This is a genomic window from Sulfitobacter sp. G21635-S1 (genome assembly GCF_027213915.1).
In the GTDB taxonomy this organism is placed as follows: domain Bacteria; phylum Pseudomonadota; class Alphaproteobacteria; order Rhodobacterales; family Rhodobacteraceae; genus Sulfitobacter.
This window is the reverse complement of sequence record NZ_JAPWGV010000045.1, coordinates 1-20,255: the sequence shown is the minus strand read 5'-3', so window position 1 is coordinate 20,255 and position 20,255 is coordinate 1. Positions and strand designations below refer to the sequence as shown.

Genomic DNA, 20,255 nt, shown 5'->3' with positions numbered 1-20,255 from the left:
CACAGCATGACCCGCTCTTTGCAAAAGCTGATCCATGTCGGGTGCCGCGAGCTTGGTCTGGACGCGGACGCGCGGCATGATCTGCAATTGGCCGTCTGTGGCAAGGCGTCGATGTCGGATATGACCGAAGCCGAGTTGAAACGGGTTCTGGATCGACTGAAAAACAGCGGTTTCAAAGTCAGTTCAAAAAGGCGGCGTCCCGCAGCCCCTCGCGCCGATCTGCGCCTGATCCATGTTCTGTGGAAAAGGCTCGGCAATGCGGGCGCGCTCACCCGACCTGATCGCGCTGGTCTCAATGCGTTCATTCGCACCCGCTTTGGCGGCATCTGGCAATCCGTGCCGGCCGATATCGACATGCTGCGCGATGAAGATCAGATCGAAGCTGTTGTTGCCGCATTGAAAGCATGGGGCAAACGCGCCGACATCGATTTTGACTGGCGAGGCCGCTGATGGGCAGGAAGCGGGATATCGTGACGGACCATGCGGTCGTGCGCTATCTTGAGCGTGTCTATGGCGTGGATATCGCAGCCCTGAAACGCCGCATTGAAAAGACCACCGAGGGCGGGCGTGAACAGCGCGCGGATGCCGTGTTGAGTGACGGCGTCCGCTACCGGCTGAGCCAGTCCGGCCGCGTGGTCACGGTGCTCGGGCTGACCGGCGCCATGTCGAACCGCGGCAAGCGCTGGAAGGCGCGGCGGAAATGACGGACATGCCCGAAGCCCCCGAGAATATTCAGGCCTACGTCGATATCCTTGGTGTGGATGGCACCATTGAATTCCTGCTCACATTCGGTGGCGCGGAATTGTACATGCCCGCTGATCCAAAGGGGGGCTCGGAACTGGCCAATCTGGTCGGTGTCGAAAAGGCCCGAGCGCTTGCAAAAGCTGCCGAGCACATGAAAGCGCGCATTCCGACAGCCAAAAGGTGGATCGCCCAGGTCCTCGCATCAAAAGGCTTGCCGGTTTCAAAGATTGCCCGCAAACTGCACATCACCGATGTGACGGTCCGCAAGTACCTGCGCGACGAGTTCACGTCCGACGCGGCATTTTCCTCCCAGCAACTCGACCTGTTCTGATCTTCAGGCGGCTCCCCGCAAGCGCTTGCGGATGTTTATGCCCCCGGTTGAAAGGTAATTTGAACCCCAATGCCGTGACGCTCGGAATGCGTCGCAGAACCGGGGTCCGTCATGCAATTCAAGAACCACATCGCCCAGAACCTCTCCTATAGCCGCGCCAAGAACATTGGCGGCAAGATTGTCCCGACCATCGTGGTTCTGCATGACACCGCCGGTCGCCTGGACAAGTTCAATTCCGCAAACTACCTGCTGACCGCCCCCAGGGGCGTCTCGGTTCACTTCGTCGTTGAGCGAGATGGCACGATCACTCAGCAGGTGCCGACAAACCGCCGCGCGGGCCATGCCGGGACCTCCGAATATCATGGTCAAAAGGGTTGCAACAACTTCTCCATCGGCATCGAGATTGTGAACCCCGGCAGAATGACGGACGCGGGCGGTGGCCGTGCGCGCACCTGGTTCAAGAAGACCTACGATGTTGCTGAAGAAGGCATTCATTTCATCCAGACCAAGGAGCATGGCGCGGGTTGGTGGATGGACTACGAGCCCGAGCAGATCGCGGCGCTTGAGGCCCTGTTGCACGCCCTGTTCGATTACGTCCCGACGCTGACTGACATCGTGACCCACTGGTACATCTCGCCCGGCCGCAAGGTTGACACCAATCCGCTGTTCCCGCTGGAGAGCCTGAAGGCGCGTGTTCTGGGCCGGGATGATCTGCAGGATGAAGCCGCCAATGATGCCTCCGACCTGATCGAGGACAAGGGCGAGATGGTCAGCATCGATGTCCCCAATGACACGCTCAACATGCGCCGCTGGCCCTCGTTCAATCCAAACGTCATCGCGACCATTCCCGACGGTGTCGTGGTGCCGGTGATCCGCTCAGGCACCTTCGGCGACCGGCCCTGGCTCAAGGTGCGCTACTCCGGCCAGGAAGGCTGGATCGTTGCCCGCCACGCCGCCCCCATCACCCATTCTTGACCCCGAAAAGGAAACCTCATGTTCACGCAACCCAAATCCCCCTTTGCCTCGCTCGGCGTTCTCGGCGGCTCCGGAGCCATCATCCTTGGTGCCAGCCAGCTGTTCGGCTGGGCAATCTCACCTGCTGATGCTGCCGATCTGTCTGAAGCCCTCAAGGGGCTGGCGGTTTCCGCCGCAGGCGTCGTGGCAGTCTACGGCCGCATCCGCGCCCAAAAGCGTATCTCACTGAAGGGGTAACCCATGCTGGAATGGTCGGCCGTCACGATGGCCAGTCACCTTTGCCTGGCCGTGGCCATTGCCTGCGCGTTCGTGAATGCCGTGTCGGTGCGCCGAACCTGGCAGTTTCCGTCGTCGTCGGCTGTTTTTGTTCGTCTCGAAGGGCCGATCTTCGCAATCGCCGCCGCATTGATGGTGGAACGGTTCTATTACGTTATTGCGCGCTTCCTGGTGAAATCGGAGCTCAATCTCTGGCAGGCACATCCTGCGCCGGAGATGCTTTCGTTTTCCGTTGCGGCTGCCGTCTTCTGGCTGGCCTGCGCAATCCGGTATCTTGAGGGGTCTCAGGGCGCGGCCCGACGGACTGTTATCGTTCAGACGATCTGCATCTGCACCCTGTTTGCATCAGTTGCCTGGGGGTTCTGGTAGTGGATTATTCGTGGATCTCAGATGGTCAGATGATCGTCGGCTTCCTGCTCATGATCATCGGCGCAATCGCCGGGTTTCAGAAGTGGTTCTGGGGGCGGGTCAGCTCCAGTGTTTCGGCAAGCGTGTCCAACCTGGTCGTTGGCCATGAAGGTATCGAGAAACGCCTGGAAAAGGTCGAGGGAACGGTCGGGCAAGTTAAGTCCGATCTCGATCGCATGCGTGGTCGCATGGGCAACATCGAAGGCCGTGTCGATCAGTTGGCGACCAAGAATGATCTGCACGAAGTCAGCATCCTCGTGGCGCGGATCGGCGCGGGGCTCGAGGCACAGGCCAACATGACACGGATGCTCTACGAGGCCGCGCAGCGCGCCGAAAAAGGCGGGGCAAGCTGATGTTCAAGGCATGGCCCATCGAAAGTGTGGAAGCCGAGTTTCGGCGTCTGAAGGTGCTTCAATATTTGGCGTCGGCGACAGGCTATGAGGCCTCGGCAACGGTGTTGCGGTTGCACTGCGGTCGCATCGGCGTCCCGACCACGACTGACCAGGTGGTGGCGGCAATGGCTTGGCTTGTGGAGCAGGAGTTGGTGACCAGCAGGGTCTACAAGGACGAGCCGATCATCCGGCTGAGCCCGAAGGGCCGCGACGTGGCCCATGGGAATTCCCATGTACCGGGCGTGATGCGCCCGGACCCGTAAACTAGAAACACAGGAGCCGCAGATGGCTGACAGCCTTGAAACCGAACACCGCCGCCTTGCGATCCTGAAGCACCTTGAGCGGTCATCGGAATACACCTCCAACGCCTCGATCCTGATCGACGTTGTGCGCGGCGTTGGCGTTTCCACATCCGAGGCCCAGATGCGATCGGCTCTGGCCTGGCTTGACGAGCAAGAGCTCATTGAAATGACCGATCACGGGCATGTCGTCATCGCCACGGCTACGGTGCGCGGCGCGGAGGTAGCGTTGGGTCACGTTACCTGCCCCGGTGTCAAACGCCCGACGGCGCGGCGTTGAGATGCCCCCGCCCCGCAAGATTGACCTGATCCCCCAGGAGATCCGTCTCTGGCTTCAGGACGTGCTCAAGGAGCGCGGCTTCGGCGACTATCTGGCCGTCACCGATGAACTCAACTTCAAGCTCGAAGAAGCCGGGCTGGAGATGCGCGTGGGCAAGTCGGCCGTGCATTCCTTTGGGCAGGAATACGAGCAGATGGCCAAAGCCCAGGAGGAAGCCTCCGCCTGGGCTGTGAGCTGGATGGAGGGCAACGGTCTCGAGGAGGAGGCCAAGCGCCACAACGTCCTGTTCCAGATGATCACCACGCTGGCCTTCAAGGTCATGAAAAGCGCCATGCTCAAAGAGGGCGACGAGATCGACCCGAAAGAGCTGCATTTTCTGGGCAAGATGCTCAAGGACGTAATGAGCAGCTCGGGCATCCGCGAAAAGCTGACCGCCGATGAACGGTTGAGGATTGCCAAGGAGGAACGCGCCAATGCGGCCGAGACAGCCGTCAAAGCTGCCCGTGAAGCGGGCATGAGCAGCGCTACCGCCGAGAAGATCAAGGCCGATATTCTGGGGGTTTCAAATGACGGTTAACGGGCCTTTGCGTGCCATCCATTTTGTCGATTTCGAAGACTTCCGGGCAAACCGCCGGCCCGGCAGTTACTATGTCGCACCGGGTGACGCCCTGGGCGAGTGGTTCTTCTGGTATTGCTGCCCCTGCGGCTGCAAGGTCATCGCCCCGATTACGGTGGGTGCGAACTTCAAACCCCCCAGTAGCCCGTCCTGGAACTGGAACGTGTCGAAGACAGAACCGACGCTGACCCCTTCGGTGCACCACAAGGGGCATTGGCACGGCTGGTTGCGCGATGGGTATTGGACGGTCTGCGCATGATTGAGCGGACCGATCACCAATCGCTGGCCCAGATGCGTGAATGCGATTTCGACCTCGCCACAGTCGTCTTTGTCGGCGATTGGCATTGGCGCAAGGGTCCTCGCCTCATGGCAATACTGGCGTTTGTCTTTGGCCGTCGTCGGCGCTTTGTCCACCTCGGTATGGCAGCGACTGTCGCCTGGTACCGGGGCCAACCCTATCTGATCCGGTTCAATCCCGCGAACCCCGCATCAGGGGTTTTGTGATGAGCTGGGGCTGGATCGAAGGTGGGAATGTGCGGCAGCCGCGAGAACTGGGCGGCTTTCATCACCGCGAACGGGCCATCGAAAGTGCGATCTACAATGTCACGCTGCGCACAGTAAAGGACCCGGCCATTCGTGACCCGCTCTGGCGTTCTTTGCAGGGCGCGGGCTGGGCGGTGGAATGGCGGGAAAGCTGGTCATGACCGCCCCCATCTCCAAAGCCGAGTGGGAACGCCAGCGGCGCGCGGCAACCGATGTCATGCCTCAGCTGGTCGGCGATGTCGGCTTGCCGAAGGTGCTGTTGCCATACCAGGCCAAGACGGTTGGTCTGCTCGACACGGTGTCCACCCGCGTTCTTTTCGTTGAGAAATCGCGCCGGATCGGTCTGACCTGGGCGCTTGCCGCCTATGCGGTCCTGCGCGCGGCCAAGGCCAAATCGGCGCGCGGCATGGATGCGATGTACATCTCGTACTCTCAGGAAATGACCCGCGAGTTCGTCGACGCCTGCGCGATGTGGGCCCGCGCGTTCAACATCGCCGCCTCCGCCATCGAGGACGGGCTGTTCGAAGAGGGTGATGACGAGGGCGACAAGTCAATCCAGACATTCCGCATCCGCTTTGCCTCCGGTTTCCAGATCAAGGCGCTCAGCTCGGCCCCGCGCGGGCTGCGCGGCAAGGAAGGCGTGATCATCATCGATGAGGCCGCGTTCGTGGATAACCTCGCAGAATTGATCAAGGCCGCGATGGCCTTCCTGATCTGGGGCGGTCAGGTCATCGTCTGCTCCACCCATGATGGGGCTGACAATCCGTTCAACGAGAACATCCAGGACATTTTGGGCGGACGGTTGCCCTACCATCATCTGCACATCGATCTCGACGAGGCGCTGACCGACGGGCTTTACGAGCGCATCTGCCTGGTCAGTGGCACGGAATGGTCTGCCGAAGGTGAAGCTCAATGGCGCCAGGATCTGATCGACTTCTACGGCGACGGTGCGGACGAAGAGCTGTTCTGCATTCCATCGCTCAGCTCGGGTGCCTGGCTGCCGGCACCGCTGATCGAAGCACGCATGACGGCGGATGCGCCGGTGTTGCGGCTTGAACTGCCTGGCAACTATCTGCACATATCCGCGCTTGAGCAACGTGCTCTCATGGCCCCCTTCCTCGAAGAGCTTGAGGAGGTGCTGGGCGGGCTCGACATGGATCTGAACTATGCGGCCGGTTTCGACTTTGCCCGCGTTGCCGACCTCAGTGTCATGCCGGTGCTGGCGATCGAGCAGAACCTGAAGCGGCGCGAGGTCTTTTCGATCGAGATGCGCAATGTGCCCGGCGACGAACAGAAACAGGTCGTCGGCATGGTGCTGGAAAAGCTGCGCGAGCGGTTGCTCGGGGCGGCATTCGACGCGACCGGCATGGGCTGGACCGTCGCCGAAGACATGGGGCGCAAATTCGGGCTGCGGGCGGATGAAGATGGTTCCGGTCTGATCTGGGCGATCAAATTCACCGAGGACTGGTATCGGGTGAACATGCCGCCCCTGAAGACCGAGTTCGAAGACGACATGATCGCCATCGGCAAGGATGAGGATCACCTGGGCGACATGCGCTCGGTCAAGCTGGTGCGCGGCATCCCGCGTGTGCCTGCCATCCGCACCAACGAAAAAGGCGAGGCAAAAGACAAGAAGGGCAAGAAGCGTCACGGCGACTATGCGATCGGGCTGGCGCTGGCCAGCTTTGCCGCGCGCATGCGCTGGGTTGAATACGGCTACCGCGCCGCGACATCGGCCTTGCGCCACCAGCGCGCCGAAGGGCGGATGCGGGACACGCCAAGCAATGATGATGGGCTAGGGCGCAGGAATACGTTCGACGGCCCGTTGGGCGCAAGATTGAGGGGGAGCGTGTAAATGCCAAGGCGTAAACGCAATATCGAACCCGGCGCACCTGCAGATTACTGGAAATATGACCGAAATCGCCGCAAGCCATCTTGGCTGCGCCGCCTCTTCGGGTTGAGCTGAAAAGGAGCCTCCAAATGGCCAACAAACCCGTCCTGCTCGACCGCTGGGGCCAGCCGGTCAAACGCGCGGGCCTGACCGAGGAAGTCGCGGCCGCCACCCTCGGCGGCGTGCGCTCACCAATCTCGGGCCATCCCGGCGACGGGCTGAACCCGGTGCGTCTCGCCAACATCCTGCGCGAGGCAGACCAGGGCGATCCTGTTCGCTATCTCGAATTGGCCGAAGTCATCGAAGAGCGCGACCCGCACTATCTGGGCGTCCTCGGCACCCGCCGCCGGTCGGTAAGTCAGATTGATATTACGATCGAAGCCGCATCAGATGACGATTTCGACGTCGAACTGGCCGACATGGTGCGCAACTGGTTGGACCGGGATGAGCTGAGCGATGAACTCTTCGATATCCTAGACAGCATCGGCAAGGGCTATTCCTTCACCGAGATCATCTGGGACACCTCCGAAGGCCAATGGCAGCCCGAACGCCTTGAATGGCGCGATCCGCGCTGGTTCCGGTTCGACCGGGTCAATCTGGCCACGCCGATGAAACTGGATGACAATGGCCAGGAAGTCCCGCTCGACGCGTTCAAGTTCATCTATGCCAACGTGAAAGCAAAGTCAGGTCTGGCGCTGCGATCAGGGCTGGCGCGGGTCGCTGCCTGGGGTTGGATGTTCAAAGCCTTCACGCAACGCGACTGGGCGATTTTCAGCCAGACCTATGGTCAGCCGCTGCGCCTGGGCAAATGGGGAGCGGGGGCCAGCGAGGCGGACAAGGACACGCTCTTCAATGCCGTCGCCAACATCGCGGGCGATTGCGCCGCGATCATCCCCGAGAGCATGTCGATCGACTTCATCGAGACCAGCAACGTCGGCGCGTCGGCAGACCTTTACGAAAAGCGCGCGGACTGGCTGGACAGGCAAATCTCCAAGGCCGTGCTGGGTCAGACCGCGACAACAGATGCGGTCACCGGCGGTTTGGGATCGGGCAAGGAACACCGGCAGGTCCAGGAAGACATCGAGCGGGCGGATGCAAATGCGCTGGCCGCGATCCTGAACCGGGATCTGATCCGGCCCTGGATACAGCTCGAATACGGGCCGCAGAAGCGGTATCCACGTCTCAAGATCGGACGGCCAGAGCCGGAGGACCTCAATCAACTGGCCAACGCCTTGGGCATTCTTGTGCCCATCGGCTTGAAGGTCAGCGAGAGCGAAGTGCGCGGCAAATTCGGGTTTTCTGACCCCAAAGCGGGTGATGCGATTTTGACCGCCCCGGCGCCCGTATCGGCCACCCCACCGGCTGATGCGCCAAACGCAGGGGGCGATCCCGGCGAAACCCCCGCTGGGAGCGCCGTTAAATACCCATTAAATACCCGCGACCCTCAATCTGGGACACTGGCCCCGCAATCGCAGGAAACGCCCTCAGGGGCCGTTTCTGGCGCTGGCCCTGAAAACGTGCTCGCCGAGCAGCTGGCAGCAGCGGCTCAGCCGGAAATCGGGTACATGCTTTCGCAGGTGGAAATCATGCTCGAGCAGGCCGGGTCGATCGAGGAATTGCGCGAGATGTTCTTCGCCGCATTTCCCGATGTGGATGCGAGCGGGTTTGCGTCCGCGATTGCCGAGGCGATGATCGCGGCAGACGCGGGCGGACGGGCGCTGGCGGAGGCCGAGAGTGGCTGATCCGCTGCGCGCGACATTCCGGCAGCCGTTCAAGGAGCAGCTTGCCGCGTTCCGTCTGCGGCTGGGTGATCTGGTTCCGACGTCGCGGTGGGATGACATTTCGCGCGCGCAACATGACCGGGCCTTCATGGTGGCAGGTGCGGTAAAGGCGGACCTGCTCGCGGATCTCGGCGCTGCGATCGACAAGGCGATCGCGGAGGGCACCGGGCTGGAGGAGTTCCGGCGCGACTTTCGCGATATCGTCGAGCGGCGGGGTTGGCATGGCTGGACCGGCGAAGGCACCGCCAGGGGCGAAGCCTGGCGGACAAAGGTGATCTACCAGACCAACATGCTTACAACCATGGCGGCCGGTCGCCATGCCCAGCTGGTCGACGGCAACTTCAAGTTCTGGGTCTATGAACATTCGGGCGCAGCTCACCCTCGTCTTGACCATCTGTCATGGAATGGCCTGATCCTGCCATCAGATCATCCATTCTGGGCCACACATTACCCCCCGAATGGTTGGGGTTGTGGCTGCCGGGTGCGCGGGGCCCGGACCTTGGCCGGCGCGATCCGGATTGGTGGCGATCCGACCAAGACCTTGCCCGACAACTGGCAGTCGCTCGATCCAAAAACAGGCGCACCCCCTGGCGTCGGCAAGGGCTGGGATTATGCCCCAGGCGCAACTGTCACCAACATCGTGACGGCGCTGAAACCGAAATTGAACGATCTGCCCCGTCAACCAGCGGTCGATCTAATCCAAAGTTGGTTGAACGGTCGCGGCTTTGAAAGCTGGTTTGCAAACCCGGCTGGCAACTGGCCTGTGGCACGTTTGATGCAACGCGATGCAGATGCCCTGGGCGTCAAAAGTCCGGTGGCCCTGCTATCGCCCGACACCCTGGCCAAACAGGTGGCACACCACCCCGAGCTGACAGTCACAGACTACCGCATGATCCAGCAGGTCATGGACAGGCCTACAAGGGTTATTCCAGAAGGGTCACGCAATCTGATATTCGTTCAGGATGAACTGCAGGGAACGGGGTATGTGGTCGTCGTGAAGGCCGTTGTCGCGAAGGACGAGATTTTCCTGACCAGTTTCAGGCGGCTGTCGAACGAACAGGCACGGCGCGATCGCGAAGTGGCTCGGCTGCTGAAGAAGTGGAATTGAGACGCAGGCGGCGGGGCCTGCCACCCGGTTACCCGGAAACCCCGCAAAGCGCTCCGGTTCAAGAACCGTGCTACGGCCGGCAGAATATCACCGCGTCACGCCTGCATGAGAGAATATAGCCATGATCACCATCGAACTCAATGACGCCGACATCGAGCGTGTCCTGTCCAAGGTCAGCGCGCATCTGACCGACATGTCCGATCTGATGAATGAGATCGGCGAGCAGCTTGAATATGAGACCAAGGAACGGTTCGACCAAGGTTTGGCTCCCGATGGTACTGCCTGGGCCCCAAAATCGCAGGCCACCCTTGATGCCTACAAGCAGCGGGGTCAGACCGTCGATGTCCGGCCCCTCTTTGGTCCGAATGCGGACGGCGTCCCGCTGCGCAACAGCATTTTCCGGGATTACGGACCCGACTTTGTCGAGATCGGCACAAACAAGGTTTATGGTGCCACTATGCAGTTCGGGGCCGCGAAGGGTTCCTTCGGGACGGATGCCGGGGGCAGCTCCATTCCCTGGGGAAACATCCCGGCGCGGCCCTACCTCGGGATCTCGGATCAGGACCGCACAAACATCGACGCAACTGTCAATGAATGGCTTGCGGACATCGTGGAGGATTGACCGGCGCGCCTGAGCAAGCCTAACCTATCTTCGATCCCCACTAGCATCTGAACCCATCTCCGCAAGCGCTTGCGGATGTTTTGGGTTTTCGGCCTCCGGTAAATGTCGCTGCATGACAACTGCCGAACGCATCCTTGCCCTTATGAGCGCGCAGACCCTTCCGCCGATTGCGGAAGGCGGCGGCGCGCCCGAATGGATACACCTGCTTCCCGCCGGTGTCATCGCAACGGGCGACAAACGCGGTCCTTACCGGGCGCTCAATTTCGAGCAGATCATCGCTGACAGTTTCCTCAATGAGGCAAAGCTGCCGGTCGATATCAATCATTCCATCCATCTGCGCGGGCCTAAAGGTGAAGAGGCTCCGGCTGTCGGCTGGATCGTTGCCATGCAGGCGCGGGCGGATGGATTGTGGGGCAAGGTCGAATGGACGGCGCAGGGTGCGGAACTGGTCACCTCACGCGCCTACAAGGGCATCAGCCCGGTGATCCGGCACACGGCAGACAAGACGATCCTGTCGATCGAATGCGCGAGCCTCGTGAACAAACCCAACCTGCGCGGGCTGACCGCGCTCCATCAGCAACAGGACACTCCCCCCATGGATTGGACGAAATTTCTGGCCGACATGCTTGGCCTGCCGGAAACGGCAACCGATGACGATATCAAGGCGGCTCTGAAGGCCAAGATGAAGGGCGGCAAGGAGACCGCGATGCAATCTCAGCTGTCGGAGATCGGCATCGCTCTCGGCCTTGGCGCGGACAGCGACGCTGCTGACATCCTGGTGGCGGCACAATCGGCTCAGGCCGATACCGGCGCGGATGAAACAATCGTGGCACTGCAGGCTGAGCTCAGCGAAGTCACAACCTCCCTGAATACCCTCAAGGAGGGCCGCGCGAAGGATGCGGCTGTCGCGTTTGTCGATGGCGCGATCGCGCTGGGTCGCGTCGGCGTGAAGCCGATGAAGGACCGCTACGTCTCGATGCACATGAAGGATGCCGCCGGGACCGAGGAGCTGATCAACGCGATGCCGGTTCTGGGTCGCTCCGGCACCACGATCCTGCCACCCGCCCCGAAAGATGGCGAGGTCGCGCTCAACTCCGAGCAGCTGAGCATCGCGAAGATGCTGGGCCAGGACCCCAAGGATTATGCCGCAACGCTTGCTGAAGAGCAGGCAGAACTGGAGAACAACTGATGGTCGCTCTTACTGCCGGGCGCAACACGCCCCAGATCGCTGGTGATGTCCGCGAAGGCCCGCTGGCCGCGTCCACCGCCGTGTTTGCAGGCTCCCTGCTGATGCGCAACGCCGCTGGCTACATCGTCAAGGGAGCCACCGCGACCGGCCTGGTCGGTGTCGGGCGCGCCGAGGATGCTGCAGACAATGCTGCAGGCAGCGCTGGTGACGTCTCGGTGCTTTACCGCCCTGGCTGTTTCCGCTTCGCCAATTCGGCGGCTGCAGACGAGATCACCGTCGCCGAGATCGGCGACGTCGTCTACGCGGTCGACGACCAGACCGTGGCCAAAACGGATGGCACCGCAAGCCGTTCGCCCGCCGGGTTTGTCGACAGCGTCGATGCCCTGGGCGTCTGGGTGCGCTTTGACGAAGCCCTCACCAAAGTCGCTACGGCGTAAGGAGCCCTTTCATGCTGATCAATACCCCGAACCTCGAAGCCATCCGCGTCGGCTTCAACACCGCTTACAAGCGCGGCCTCGGCCAGGCGGAAAGCCAGTACAAGCGCATCGCGACCGTGGTGCCGTCGTCCACCCGCGAAAGCCGTTATGGCTGGCTGGGCAAGATGCCCAACATGCGCGAATGGTTGGGCCCACGCCTGATCCAGGGCCTTGCCGAGCACGACTACGCGATCAAGAACAAGGATTTCGAACTGACCATCGGCGTCGATCGCAACGACATCAAGGACGACAACCTCGGGATCTATGAGCCGATGTTTGTCGAAATGGGCGAAAGCACGGCTGCGCACCCCGATCTGCTGACCTTCGGTGCGCTGAAGAACGGCTTTACGACCGAGTGCTATGATGGCCAGTATTTCTTCGACACCGACCACCCGGTCATTGCCGAGGACGGCTCGATGACAACCGTCGCCAATACCGATGGTGGTTCGGGCGCGCCCTGGTTCCTGCTGTCGACCAACCGTTCCCTGAAGCCGATGATCTTCCAGGACCGCGAAAAGCCGATGTTCGTGGCCAAGGACAATCCCAAGGACCACAACGTCTTCATGAACAAGGAGTTCGTCTACGGGACGGACGCCCGCTACAACGTCGGCTTCGGCTTCTGGCAAATGGCGTGGGGGTCCAAGCAGACGCTCAACGCTGCCAACTATTCCGCCGCACGTTCGGCGCTGCAGGGCATGAAAGGCGACTACGGTCGCCCCCTTGGCATCAAGCCGAACCTGCTGGTCGCGCCGCCTTCGGAGGAGGGCGCAGCCCTTGAGCTGCTGAACGCCGAGCGCGACGCCGCGGGAGCCACCAACGTCTGGAAAGGCACTGCGGAGCTGCTCATCGTTCCGTGGCTGGCATAAGGGGGCTGATCTGATGGCAACCAAACCCACCAAAACCGCCAAGGCAAAAGCTGATCCAGGCACGGCCACAGAAGCCGCCGACAAAGGCAATTCGAAAACCGAGACACCTGCAGCCTCCCCGGCGCAGGGTCAGGATGCGGCGGCTCGTCAGTCGGCAGCGGAGCCCGCCGCATCCAAGAATGCCCCCGAAGACAGCGATGCCGGAAAGGGGGCGTCGGACACCGCCGACGCCCCCGACATGGCCAAGCTGACTGCTGCGCTGACATCGGAAGGCGACAAGGCGGCAGCGTCAAAGGCGGCACCGACCGTACCGGATGAAAAGCCGGAGAACCTGGTCATCGTGGTGATCGGCCCCAAACAGGGCCTCTGGCGCGCCGGTCGGCATTTCACCGCTGAGCCGGTCCGTATTCCGGTCGATGAGCTCAGCGATGAACATGCGGCCATGTTGCGCGATGAACCGAAGCTGGCAATCAGCCTGGTGCGCACAGAGGTCGAACCGGAATAACGCTCAACACCCCTTCGGTGGCGACATCGTCGCCACCGTCCCCCTTGTCCCCTTCAGGATGACCTGCCGTGTCCTACACCTCCCTCACAGATCTGACCGCCCGCTTTGGCGAGACCATGCTGGTCCACCTGACCGACCGTGGCGACGTGGCGACGGATGTGATCGACACGGATGTGATCGATCAGGCCCTGAAGGATGCGGATGCGATGATCGATGGCTATGTCGGCGTGCGCTACGCGCTGCCGATGGTTGAAACACCGCCACTTATCGGCAGCCTTGCCCTGGCAATCGCGATCTACAACCTGCACACCGCCAGCCCGGACCCCAAGATCGAGGAAGACTACAAGGCCGCGATCCGCACCTTGCGCGAGATCTCTTCCGGTGCGGTCCGGTTGCCGATCGCCGGTGCCGATGCCCCCGGTACCGGCAGTTCAGGCGCGCGGCTTACCGATCGGGCGCGCCCGCTCACAGAAGAAACCCTCAAGGGCTTTATCTGATGATCGATGATGTGATCTCCCGTCTGGATGACCGGGTCGTGGTCCTGGAACATCGCGTTGAGGGCGCGGGCAGCCTTGCCGATCTGATGCAACGCAACGCACTGCCTCAGCATACACCAGCGGCCCATGTCCTGCCCCTGGGGCTGATCGGCCGCGCACAGGACGCCGGTGCCGGCGCTTATACGCAGATGTTCGAAGAGGCTGTGGCGGTAATCCTGACAGTCCGGAACCATACCCCTGCGGGCAAACGCGCGCTGGAGGATCTCCGCGGCCTGATCATGGCGGTAGTCGAAGCCCTGGCCGGTTGGGCACCTGCTGATCAAACCGGCGTCTTCCGCCTGACACGGGGTTCCTTGCTTAACGCGTCCAAGGGCACCGTCGTTTACCAGATCGACTTCGCCATTTCCGACCAGCTGAGGGTTTTCTCATGACCGCACCTAAACTTCCGTCCAGCGGCGGCAGCTACATCCGCAATTCCAAAGGCGCATTGAAGCGCGTGTCTGAGCCACCCGCCCCGGAGCCGCAGAAGACTGGCGAGGGTTCCTCCGAAACCACGAAGAAGGAGGGTTAAATGCCCCTTAAATGGAAATCCAAAATCCTGCTGGCTAAGCTGGAAACGACCTACAACACCGATGCGGAGCCGACTGGTGCTGCAAACGGCGTTCTGGCCACCGAGGTCGCCCTGACACCGATGGAAGGCAGCGATCTCAGCCGCAACCTTGAAATCCCCTACCTGGGTGCGCAGGGATCGGTCCCGATCGATGTACATGCCAAGCTGACCTTCAATGTCGAGCTGGCGGGTTCCGGTGCCGCCGGAACCGCTCCTGCCTGGGGGCCGCTGATCCGTGGCTGCGGTGTGGCCGAGACAATCGTCCCGGGTACATCCGTGACCTACAATCCCGTCAGCGATGCGCACGAGAGCCTGTCGATCCACTTCATGATCGAAGGCACCCGGTTTGTTCTGACCGGCGCGCGGGGCAACGTGACCATCGACTATACCAGCTCGAACATCCCCTACCTCAAGTTCGAGTTCTGGGGCCTGTTCAACCAACCGAGCGAAGAGACCCGGCCGACTGTGGCACTGAGCGCTTTCATCAAACCGCTGGCTGTCAGCAAGTCCAACACGCCGACCTTCACGATCAATGCCGTGGCGCTGGTCATGCGCTCCTTCATGCTGAACCTCGGCAATGCGGTCGAGCCGCGCTTCCTGGTCGGCTCGGAAGGTATCCTGATTACCGATCGCGAGGAGAGCATCGAGACCAAAGTCGAGGCGGTTGCACTTGGCACGCTCAATCCCTTTGCCCTGGCCGCTGCCCAGACGGATGTGCCGATCAACCTGGTACATGGGCTGACGGCAGGCAACATCTCGACCATGGCCGTCACCAAGGCCCAGATGCAGCGGCCGCAGGGTATGGAGAACGCCCAGAACATCGTGGAATGGCCGCTCCGGCTCGTTCCGATCCCGACGGCTGGCAACGACCAGTGGTCGCTGACCCTCACCTGATCCAGAAAGGCGCACCCCATGTTCAAGATCAACCAAACGCCCGAATTCGTTCGCGATGCGAAAATCCATACACCGCACGAAGACGGCTTTCGCGAAGATCTGTTGAAGACCCGTTTCCGGGCCATCCCTGTCTCTGAAGCGGATGGCTATGACCTGTCGACCGGCTCCGGGACCATTGAGTTTCTGAAGCGTGTCGTCGTCGGTTTTGAGAACCTGATAGGCGAGGATGACAAGCCGATGGCCTGCACTGAAGCACTGATCGATGCCTTGCTCGATGAAGCATACATCCGCGTCGGCCTGGTCGGAACCTACTTCAAGGGGATGCACAAGAGCGCCTCGGGAAACTGAAGGCCGCGGGGGCTGCCTGGGTGAGAGGATCGTCCGGCAGCACCTCGCGGCAAGACGATGCACATTCCGACGCCGCGATCCTCGGGATCGACCTGGACGCTGTGTTCGGGGGGGAAGCGCAAGGTCAGGAAGACATCTGGGCCTGGCATTTGCCAGCGCTGGAAGCGTTTTACGCGATCAGTTCGCAATGGCGCACGGAAGTCGTTCACAACCGCGTGGTCCCGCTGGGGCTGGATTACACGGCAGCTCAGGCCGGATTGCAATTGTCAGGTCTGAGCATCGATGCGGCAACCTGGAATGAAGTGAAGACCATCGCACAGGGCGCGCTGGACGAGTTTCGGAGAACGATGTGAGCGGGTTCAAGGCCAGTCTTTATATCGGGGGAGACGCCTCGGGTGCCAAGAAGGCCCTGGGCGAGACGGCCTCTGCCAGCGCTGGCGCGCGAAAGGCCGTAGATGCTCTCGAAAAGAGCACCTCGGGACTGGAACAAAGCACAAAGGGTGCGGGGAACGCCAACGCGGCCTTCTCAAAGCAGGAAAAGGTCGTCGCCCAGGCGGTCGCCCAAGCCAATACGGCGATCCAGCAGCGCATCGAGCGGCTGACCGGCTTCGGCGCCGCGACCCATAGCGCGCGTGAGAGCGCTGCCGCCTTCGGTGGCACCATCGATCAGAACCGCGCCAGCTTTGACAGCATGCGGATGTCGATTGATCCGGTCTACCGTGCGTCAAGGCAGTATGAGGCGGTCACGGACGAAACCCGGCGCGCCGTCGCTGCTGGTGCTGTCACCCAGGCGGAAGCCAATCGTGTTCTGGCACTTGCCGAGGCGCAATATCTCGCGACTGGCCAGAGCGCATCCATGATGGCTCGGGGTACCGGTGTCGCTTCGGGCCAGCTCGGCAATATCACTGCGCAGTTCAACGACATTGGCGTGATGATGGCTGCCGGACAGAACCCGATCCAGCTTGCCCTGCAGCAGGGCACCCAGCTTAACCAGGTCTTTGCAACCATGGGCGGTGGCAAGGCCGTGCTGCGCAGCCTCGCAAGTTCCGCGCTTGCACTGGTCAATCCCTTGTCGCTGGCCACGCTTGGCATCATTGCGGGCGGCGCGGCGCTGATCCAGTGGGGTTCGAGGGCACTGTCGGCCGAGGAGAAGACCGATGACTTCGGCGAGGCCATGAAAGCACTCGCCAAGGAAACGGCAGAGGCGCGCAACGAAGTTGAGCTTTTCAATCGCGGCCTCGAGACTACCGCCCAACTCATCGTTTCAGATGAGATAGCGAAGAAGGAGGCCGAGATAGCGGCACTCCGCAACCGCGAAAAATTCGGGCCAAGATATCTTCCAGGCGAAACGGACCGGCAGGTCGCGATCATTGAAGAAGAAATTGCGGCTCTACAGGAAGCGTTGGCTGAACGGGAAAAAGCCGTCGCTGCCGAAAAACGCCTCGCCGAGGTCAAGGAGACCGTAAACAATCGCCTTCAGGATTTCCTATCCGGCGTGATCCAGGCTGCGGAAAAGCATGTCGCCCTTCAACAGAGCGTGGATGCCACCGTTGCAGGGTTGGAAGCAGAAGCAAACATCCAAAGCCTGATCGCGCAGCATGGCGAGGACAGCCGCGATGTGACAGCGGCACGGGTCGCGGAAGAGCGCCGCGTCTACGAGGCGACCACGCTAACCGCCGACATGTCCCAGATCATGAAGGATGAGATCATGGCGGCCTGGGATGCCGCCAATGGTGTCGCATCCGTAGACATGGCCGGGAACATCGCCCTGGCAACAGGTGAAGCCACGCGTTTGTCTCAGCAACTGGCTGGAGCGCTCGATCTGGCCCGCCGGATTGCAGGCTATAACGGAGGCGTCAACAACAACGGCCTCGATGAACTCGATCCGCGCAATCCCAACAATACGCGTCCCGGCACATGGACAGGGGGCTATGGCACACTCGCCCTCGATGATCCGCGGCGAAACCCGAAGAAGCGCAAAGGACGATCCGGCGGCGGCGGTGCAGCTGGCAAGATCAAGAAGCAGCGCGAAGCCGTCGCTGATCTGATTGAAGGTCTCGAAGAAGAGATCGACGTGTTGCGCGAGACCGATCCGGTCCAGAAAGAAATGCTGCGGCACCGCGAAACAATGGCAGCGGCGACCGAGGCAGAACGTGAGAAAATCCGCGAGCTGATTGCGATCCGCAACCAGGAGAAGGAGACGATCGACGCCCAGAAAGAAGCCTGGGAAAGCTACCGCGACATCGCCTACGACACGTTCGAAGACCTGCGGCGCAGCGGGGGTGACTTCGGCAGCGTGCTGGATACGCTTTCGGGCAAGATCCAGGACATGGCCTACGAAGCCCTCCTTCTGGGAGAAGGGCCACTCGCCCAGTTGTTCGGTACTGCCAACGGGGGCGGGCTGATCGATGTTGTTCTGGGAGCTGTGTTCCCGAACGCCAAACCGGCGCAGGCCCTTGCGGAAGGCGGGATGATCTACGGCCGAGGCAGCGGCACGTCGGACAACGTGCCAGTCTGGGCGTCTTCTGGTGAATTCATGGTCAACGCTGTGGCCACCGCCAAGAACCGGGCGCTGCTGGAGATGATCAATTCAGGTGCTGAATTTCCCGCTTTCGCAAAGGGTGGAATGATCGGCGGCGGTACGTTTTCTGGTGGCGGCAACGGTTCGCAGATCATCATCGAAAACCATTCTGGCAGCCCGATTACCCAGACGCGCAGCGACGAAGTGGACGGCACCGGTCGCCGCCGCACACGGTTCGTCCTGGCAGATGCGGTCGGCAATGCCCTGGTACAGCCTGGTGGCGGCGCTCGGCGCACATTGCGCAATGGGTTCGGCGTCAAGAAACGGGGGACACTGCGATGAGTGTCCCGCTTTGGCCAACTGACCTGCCCAAGCCGCAGCGCGAGGGGTTTCAGACCCAGATCGTTGACCCACGGTTGCGCCGGGTTGGCGAAACCGGCCCTCCAGCCTATCGGCGGCGCTGGTCCAGCGTTGCGGAAACCGTGGGCCTGTCGATCGATGTAACCCGCAACCAGAAGGCTTTGTTCGATGATTTCTTCAAACATGTGACCGCATTTGGCAGCTTGCCGTTCTACATGCCCGATCCGTTGACGGACGGTTGGCCGATGCTGGACCATGCCGGCACACCACTCCTCACGGCTGGGGGCCAGCCGTTGCTGCTGTCTGCCCGGTGGCTTTGTCTTTTTGGTGATGAAACACCCGCCCAGACCATTCGCGGCGTTCGCTTCATCATCGCCTTTACAGTGGCGGTGATGCCATGAGGCGGGTTTCTCTCAACGCGCGCCAATCGCATGACGCGCCCTATTCAGACGATCTCGAGATCGCGCTGATCATGATCGAGCACCCGGAGCTCGACGCGCCGGTGCGGCTGTCCACCGATCCGACAGAGCGGCTGTCGATCGACCCGCTAGCCTATGGCACGCGCAGCGCCTGGATGGACAGTGATCCGGCCACGGAGCCCTTCCTGTTCATCCTGGCAGCATCGGACATTCCGGGGGATCTGGAAGACGCACCGGCATCAGCCAATATCATCGTCGAGAATGTGGACAGCGACATCGCCAAATTGCTGCGCTCCTTCATCGACCGGCCCACCGTGCATCTGGCGGTGGTGATGGCCAGCACGCCGGACCTGGTGGAGGTGGAGTTCCGCGACATGGCGATGATCTCGGCCGATGGCGATGCGGGCCAGATCACGCTGGAGATCAGCCGCGCGCCGATCGAGGACGAGAGCGTGCCGATGGACCGGTTTACCAAAGAACGCTTTCCGGGGTTGTTCCGATGAGCTGGTCGAACGCATATCTCGGCATTCCCTATGCCAACATGGGCCGCGACCGGTCGGGCTGCGACTGCTGGGGCCTCGCGCGCCTGGTCTATGCCGATGAGCTGGCGATCAGCCTTCCAGCCTATACCGAAGGCTACGTCAGCGCGGAAGAACAGGCCGAGGTCGCCTCCCTGATTGGATCGGAGACGAGTGGCTCGGTCTGGCGCAAGACGCTGATACCGCAGCCCTTCGATCTCCTGCTCTTCCGCCACGGCCGCCACGAGAGCCACGTCGGGATCTACGTCTCGCCTGGCGTGATGCTGCACATGTCCACCGACGACCAGTCGAAGCACGAACGACTTGGCCATGGTCGTTGGGGGCATCGCTTCGTCATGGCCTTTGAACATGAAGCGCTGCGGGGTGTCCGGTGATGAGCGTCAAGGCCAACAACGTGCTCTGCGCCCCGCTCCTGGACCCCGGCATGGGCCGCAAGGAGATCGAGGCACCTCACGGGCTGACAATTGCCGAGATCGTCGCCCTGGCGCTTCCGGGGTTCCGCGATCCGCGCAAGGGGCTGCGGGTGATGCTCGTGACCGATCGGGGGGCCTCCGTGGTCGATCCGGCCTATTGGTCCAGCCTCCGGCCGATGCCGCACGCCCGCGTCGTGATCCGCACGATCCCTGGCAAGGACGCGCTGCGCTCAGTCTTGCTGGCCGTCGTGTCGATCGCGGCCGCCGCTCTCGCCCCCTATCTGTTTCCGACGCTGGGCAAGGTAGGATTGGCACTGGCAACCTCGGGCCTGACCGTTCTGGGCCAGTTGCT

30 protein-coding genes and 1 pseudogene are annotated in these 20,255 nt (G+C 61.7%); all 31 read left to right on the top strand.

The window, feature by feature from the left end:
- Window positions 1–6: 6 nt before the first annotated feature.
- Window positions 7–450: a gp16 family protein gene (locus O4H53_RS26130; protein ID WP_269367833.1), complete on the top strand. Its 444-nt coding sequence runs from the start codon at window positions 7–9 to the stop codon at window positions 448–450.
- Window positions 450–704, top strand: coding sequence for a hypothetical protein (locus tag O4H53_RS26125; RefSeq protein ID WP_269367803.1), 255 nt, complete (start codon window positions 450–452; stop codon window positions 702–704). The genes O4H53_RS26130 and O4H53_RS26125 overlap by 1 nt, the downstream gene beginning before the upstream one ends.
- The gene (locus O4H53_RS26120; protein ID WP_269367832.1) at window positions 701–1,075 is read left to right on the top strand and encodes a helix-turn-helix domain-containing protein; all 375 of its coding nucleotides are present in this window, start codon (window positions 701–703) and stop codon (window positions 1,073–1,075) included. Before O4H53_RS26125 ends, O4H53_RS26120 begins: the two co-directional genes overlap by 4 nt.
- Before the next feature lie 111 nt (window positions 1,076–1,186).
- Complete coding sequence (locus O4H53_RS26115; protein WP_269367831.1) at window positions 1,187–2,050, top strand: N-acetylmuramoyl-L-alanine amidase; 864 nt, start codon at window positions 1,187–1,189, stop codon at window positions 2,048–2,050.
- 18 nt (window positions 2,051–2,068) lie between these two features.
- A complete protein-coding gene (locus O4H53_RS26110) occupies window positions 2,069–2,287 on the top strand; it encodes a hypothetical protein (protein ID WP_269367830.1) in 219 nt (72 codons plus the stop codon).
- A gap of 3 nt (window positions 2,288–2,290) precedes the next feature.
- Complete coding sequence (locus O4H53_RS26105) at window positions 2,291–2,695, top strand: hypothetical protein (protein ID WP_269367829.1); 405 nt, start codon at window positions 2,291–2,293, stop codon at window positions 2,693–2,695.
- Between the two features lie 29 nt (window positions 2,696–2,724).
- A complete protein-coding gene (locus tag O4H53_RS26100; protein ID WP_269367828.1) occupies window positions 2,725–3,087 on the top strand; it encodes a hypothetical protein in 363 nt (120 codons plus the stop codon).
- Window positions 3,087–3,389, top strand: a complete 303-nt coding sequence (locus O4H53_RS26095) for a VpaChn25_0724 family phage protein (RefSeq protein WP_443069644.1) — start codon at window positions 3,087–3,089, stop codon at window positions 3,387–3,389. Before O4H53_RS26100 ends, O4H53_RS26095 begins: the two co-directional genes overlap by 1 nt.
- A 22-nt stretch (window positions 3,390–3,411) precedes the next feature.
- Window positions 3,412–3,705, top strand: a complete 294-nt coding sequence (locus tag O4H53_RS26090) for a VpaChn25_0724 family phage protein (protein WP_269367826.1) — start codon at window positions 3,412–3,414, stop codon at window positions 3,703–3,705.
- Between the two features lies 1 nt (window position 3,706).
- The gene (locus O4H53_RS26085; protein ID WP_269367825.1) at window positions 3,707–4,282 is read left to right on the top strand and encodes a phage protein Gp27 family protein; all 576 of its coding nucleotides are present in this window, start codon (window positions 3,707–3,709) and stop codon (window positions 4,280–4,282) included.
- A complete protein-coding gene (locus O4H53_RS26080; RefSeq protein ID WP_269367824.1) occupies window positions 4,272–4,580 on the top strand; it encodes a DUF6527 family protein in 309 nt (102 codons plus the stop codon). The genes O4H53_RS26085 and O4H53_RS26080 overlap by 11 nt, the downstream gene beginning before the upstream one ends.
- Window positions 4,577–4,825, top strand: coding sequence for a hypothetical protein (locus tag O4H53_RS26075; protein WP_269367823.1), 249 nt, complete (start codon window positions 4,577–4,579; stop codon window positions 4,823–4,825). Before O4H53_RS26080 ends, O4H53_RS26075 begins: the two co-directional genes overlap by 4 nt.
- Window positions 4,825–5,025: a hypothetical protein gene (locus tag O4H53_RS26070; RefSeq protein ID WP_269367822.1), complete on the top strand. Its 201-nt coding sequence runs from the start codon at window positions 4,825–4,827 to the stop codon at window positions 5,023–5,025. The genes O4H53_RS26075 and O4H53_RS26070 overlap by 1 nt, the downstream gene beginning before the upstream one ends.
- Window positions 5,022–6,719, top strand: a complete 1,698-nt coding sequence (locus O4H53_RS26065) for a terminase large subunit domain-containing protein (RefSeq protein ID WP_269367821.1) — start codon at window positions 5,022–5,024, stop codon at window positions 6,717–6,719. The genes O4H53_RS26070 and O4H53_RS26065 overlap by 4 nt, the downstream gene beginning before the upstream one ends.
- A 125-nt stretch (window positions 6,720–6,844) precedes the next feature.
- Window positions 6,845–8,497 carry a DUF935 domain-containing protein gene (locus tag O4H53_RS26060; RefSeq protein WP_269367820.1) on the top strand — a complete coding sequence of 551 codons (1,653 nt, stop codon included), beginning with the start codon at window positions 6,845–6,847 and terminating at the stop codon, window positions 8,495–8,497.
- Window positions 8,490–9,644: a phage head morphogenesis protein gene (locus O4H53_RS26055; protein ID WP_269367819.1), complete on the top strand. Its 1,155-nt coding sequence runs from the start codon at window positions 8,490–8,492 to the stop codon at window positions 9,642–9,644. The genes O4H53_RS26060 and O4H53_RS26055 overlap by 8 nt, the downstream gene beginning before the upstream one ends.
- A gap of 121 nt (window positions 9,645–9,765) precedes the next feature.
- Window positions 9,766–10,266 carry a phage virion morphogenesis protein gene (locus O4H53_RS26050; RefSeq protein WP_269367818.1) on the top strand — a complete coding sequence of 167 codons (501 nt, stop codon included), beginning with the start codon at window positions 9,766–9,768 and terminating at the stop codon, window positions 10,264–10,266.
- Window positions 10,267–10,378: 112 nt separating this feature from the next.
- A complete protein-coding gene (locus O4H53_RS26045) occupies window positions 10,379–11,455 on the top strand; it encodes a phage protease (protein WP_269367817.1) in 1,077 nt (358 codons plus the stop codon).
- A complete protein-coding gene (locus O4H53_RS26040) occupies window positions 11,455–11,892 on the top strand; it encodes a hypothetical protein (RefSeq protein WP_269367816.1) in 438 nt (145 codons plus the stop codon). The genes O4H53_RS26045 and O4H53_RS26040 overlap by 1 nt, the downstream gene beginning before the upstream one ends.
- An 11-nt stretch (window positions 11,893–11,903) precedes the next feature.
- Window positions 11,904–12,797 carry a Mu-like prophage major head subunit gpT family protein gene (locus tag O4H53_RS26035; protein WP_269367815.1) on the top strand — a complete coding sequence of 298 codons (894 nt, stop codon included), beginning with the start codon at window positions 11,904–11,906 and terminating at the stop codon, window positions 12,795–12,797.
- Window positions 12,798–12,810: 13 nt separating this feature from the next.
- Window positions 12,811–13,302 (top strand): hypothetical protein, encoded by a 492-nt coding sequence (locus O4H53_RS26030; protein WP_269367814.1) that lies wholly within the window; start codon window positions 12,811–12,813, stop codon window positions 13,300–13,302.
- Between the two features lie 68 nt (window positions 13,303–13,370).
- A complete protein-coding gene (locus O4H53_RS26025; protein ID WP_269367813.1) occupies window positions 13,371–13,799 on the top strand; it encodes a gp436 family protein in 429 nt (142 codons plus the stop codon).
- Window positions 13,799–14,230 carry a phage tail terminator protein gene (locus O4H53_RS26020; RefSeq protein ID WP_269367812.1) on the top strand — a complete coding sequence of 144 codons (432 nt, stop codon included), beginning with the start codon at window positions 13,799–13,801 and terminating at the stop codon, window positions 14,228–14,230. Before O4H53_RS26025 ends, O4H53_RS26020 begins: the two co-directional genes overlap by 1 nt.
- Before the next feature lie 140 nt (window positions 14,231–14,370).
- Window positions 14,371–15,303, top strand: coding sequence for a phage tail tube protein (locus O4H53_RS26015; protein WP_269367811.1), 933 nt, complete (start codon window positions 14,371–14,373; stop codon window positions 15,301–15,303).
- 18 nt (window positions 15,304–15,321) lie between these two features.
- The gene (locus tag O4H53_RS26010) at window positions 15,322–15,651 is read left to right on the top strand and encodes a hypothetical protein (RefSeq protein WP_269367810.1); all 330 of its coding nucleotides are present in this window, start codon (window positions 15,322–15,324) and stop codon (window positions 15,649–15,651) included.
- 20 nt (window positions 15,652–15,671) lie between these two features.
- The gene (locus O4H53_RS26005) at window positions 15,672–16,004 is read left to right on the top strand and encodes a DUF1799 domain-containing protein (protein ID WP_269367809.1); all 333 of its coding nucleotides are present in this window, start codon (window positions 15,672–15,674) and stop codon (window positions 16,002–16,004) included.
- Window positions 16,001–18,514 carry a phage tail length tape measure family protein gene (locus O4H53_RS26000; protein WP_269367808.1) on the top strand — a complete coding sequence of 838 codons (2,514 nt, stop codon included), beginning with the start codon at window positions 16,001–16,003 and terminating at the stop codon, window positions 18,512–18,514. Before O4H53_RS26005 ends, O4H53_RS26000 begins: the two co-directional genes overlap by 4 nt.
- Window positions 18,511–18,933 (top strand): hypothetical protein, encoded by a 423-nt coding sequence (locus tag O4H53_RS25995; RefSeq protein ID WP_269367807.1) that lies wholly within the window; start codon window positions 18,511–18,513, stop codon window positions 18,931–18,933. Before O4H53_RS26000 ends, O4H53_RS25995 begins: the two co-directional genes overlap by 4 nt.
- The gene (locus O4H53_RS25990) at window positions 18,930–19,454 is read left to right on the top strand and encodes a hypothetical protein (RefSeq protein WP_269367806.1); all 525 of its coding nucleotides are present in this window, start codon (window positions 18,930–18,932) and stop codon (window positions 19,452–19,454) included. Before O4H53_RS25995 ends, O4H53_RS25990 begins: the two co-directional genes overlap by 4 nt.
- The gene (locus O4H53_RS25985) at window positions 19,451–19,864 is read left to right on the top strand and encodes a C40 family peptidase (RefSeq protein WP_269367805.1); all 414 of its coding nucleotides are present in this window, start codon (window positions 19,451–19,453) and stop codon (window positions 19,862–19,864) included. Before O4H53_RS25990 ends, O4H53_RS25985 begins: the two co-directional genes overlap by 4 nt.
- A pseudogene (locus tag O4H53_RS25980) lies at window positions 19,864–20,255 on the top strand (phage tail protein); the annotation flags it as partial. The gene O4H53_RS25985 and the pseudogene O4H53_RS25980, both read left to right, overlap by 1 nt.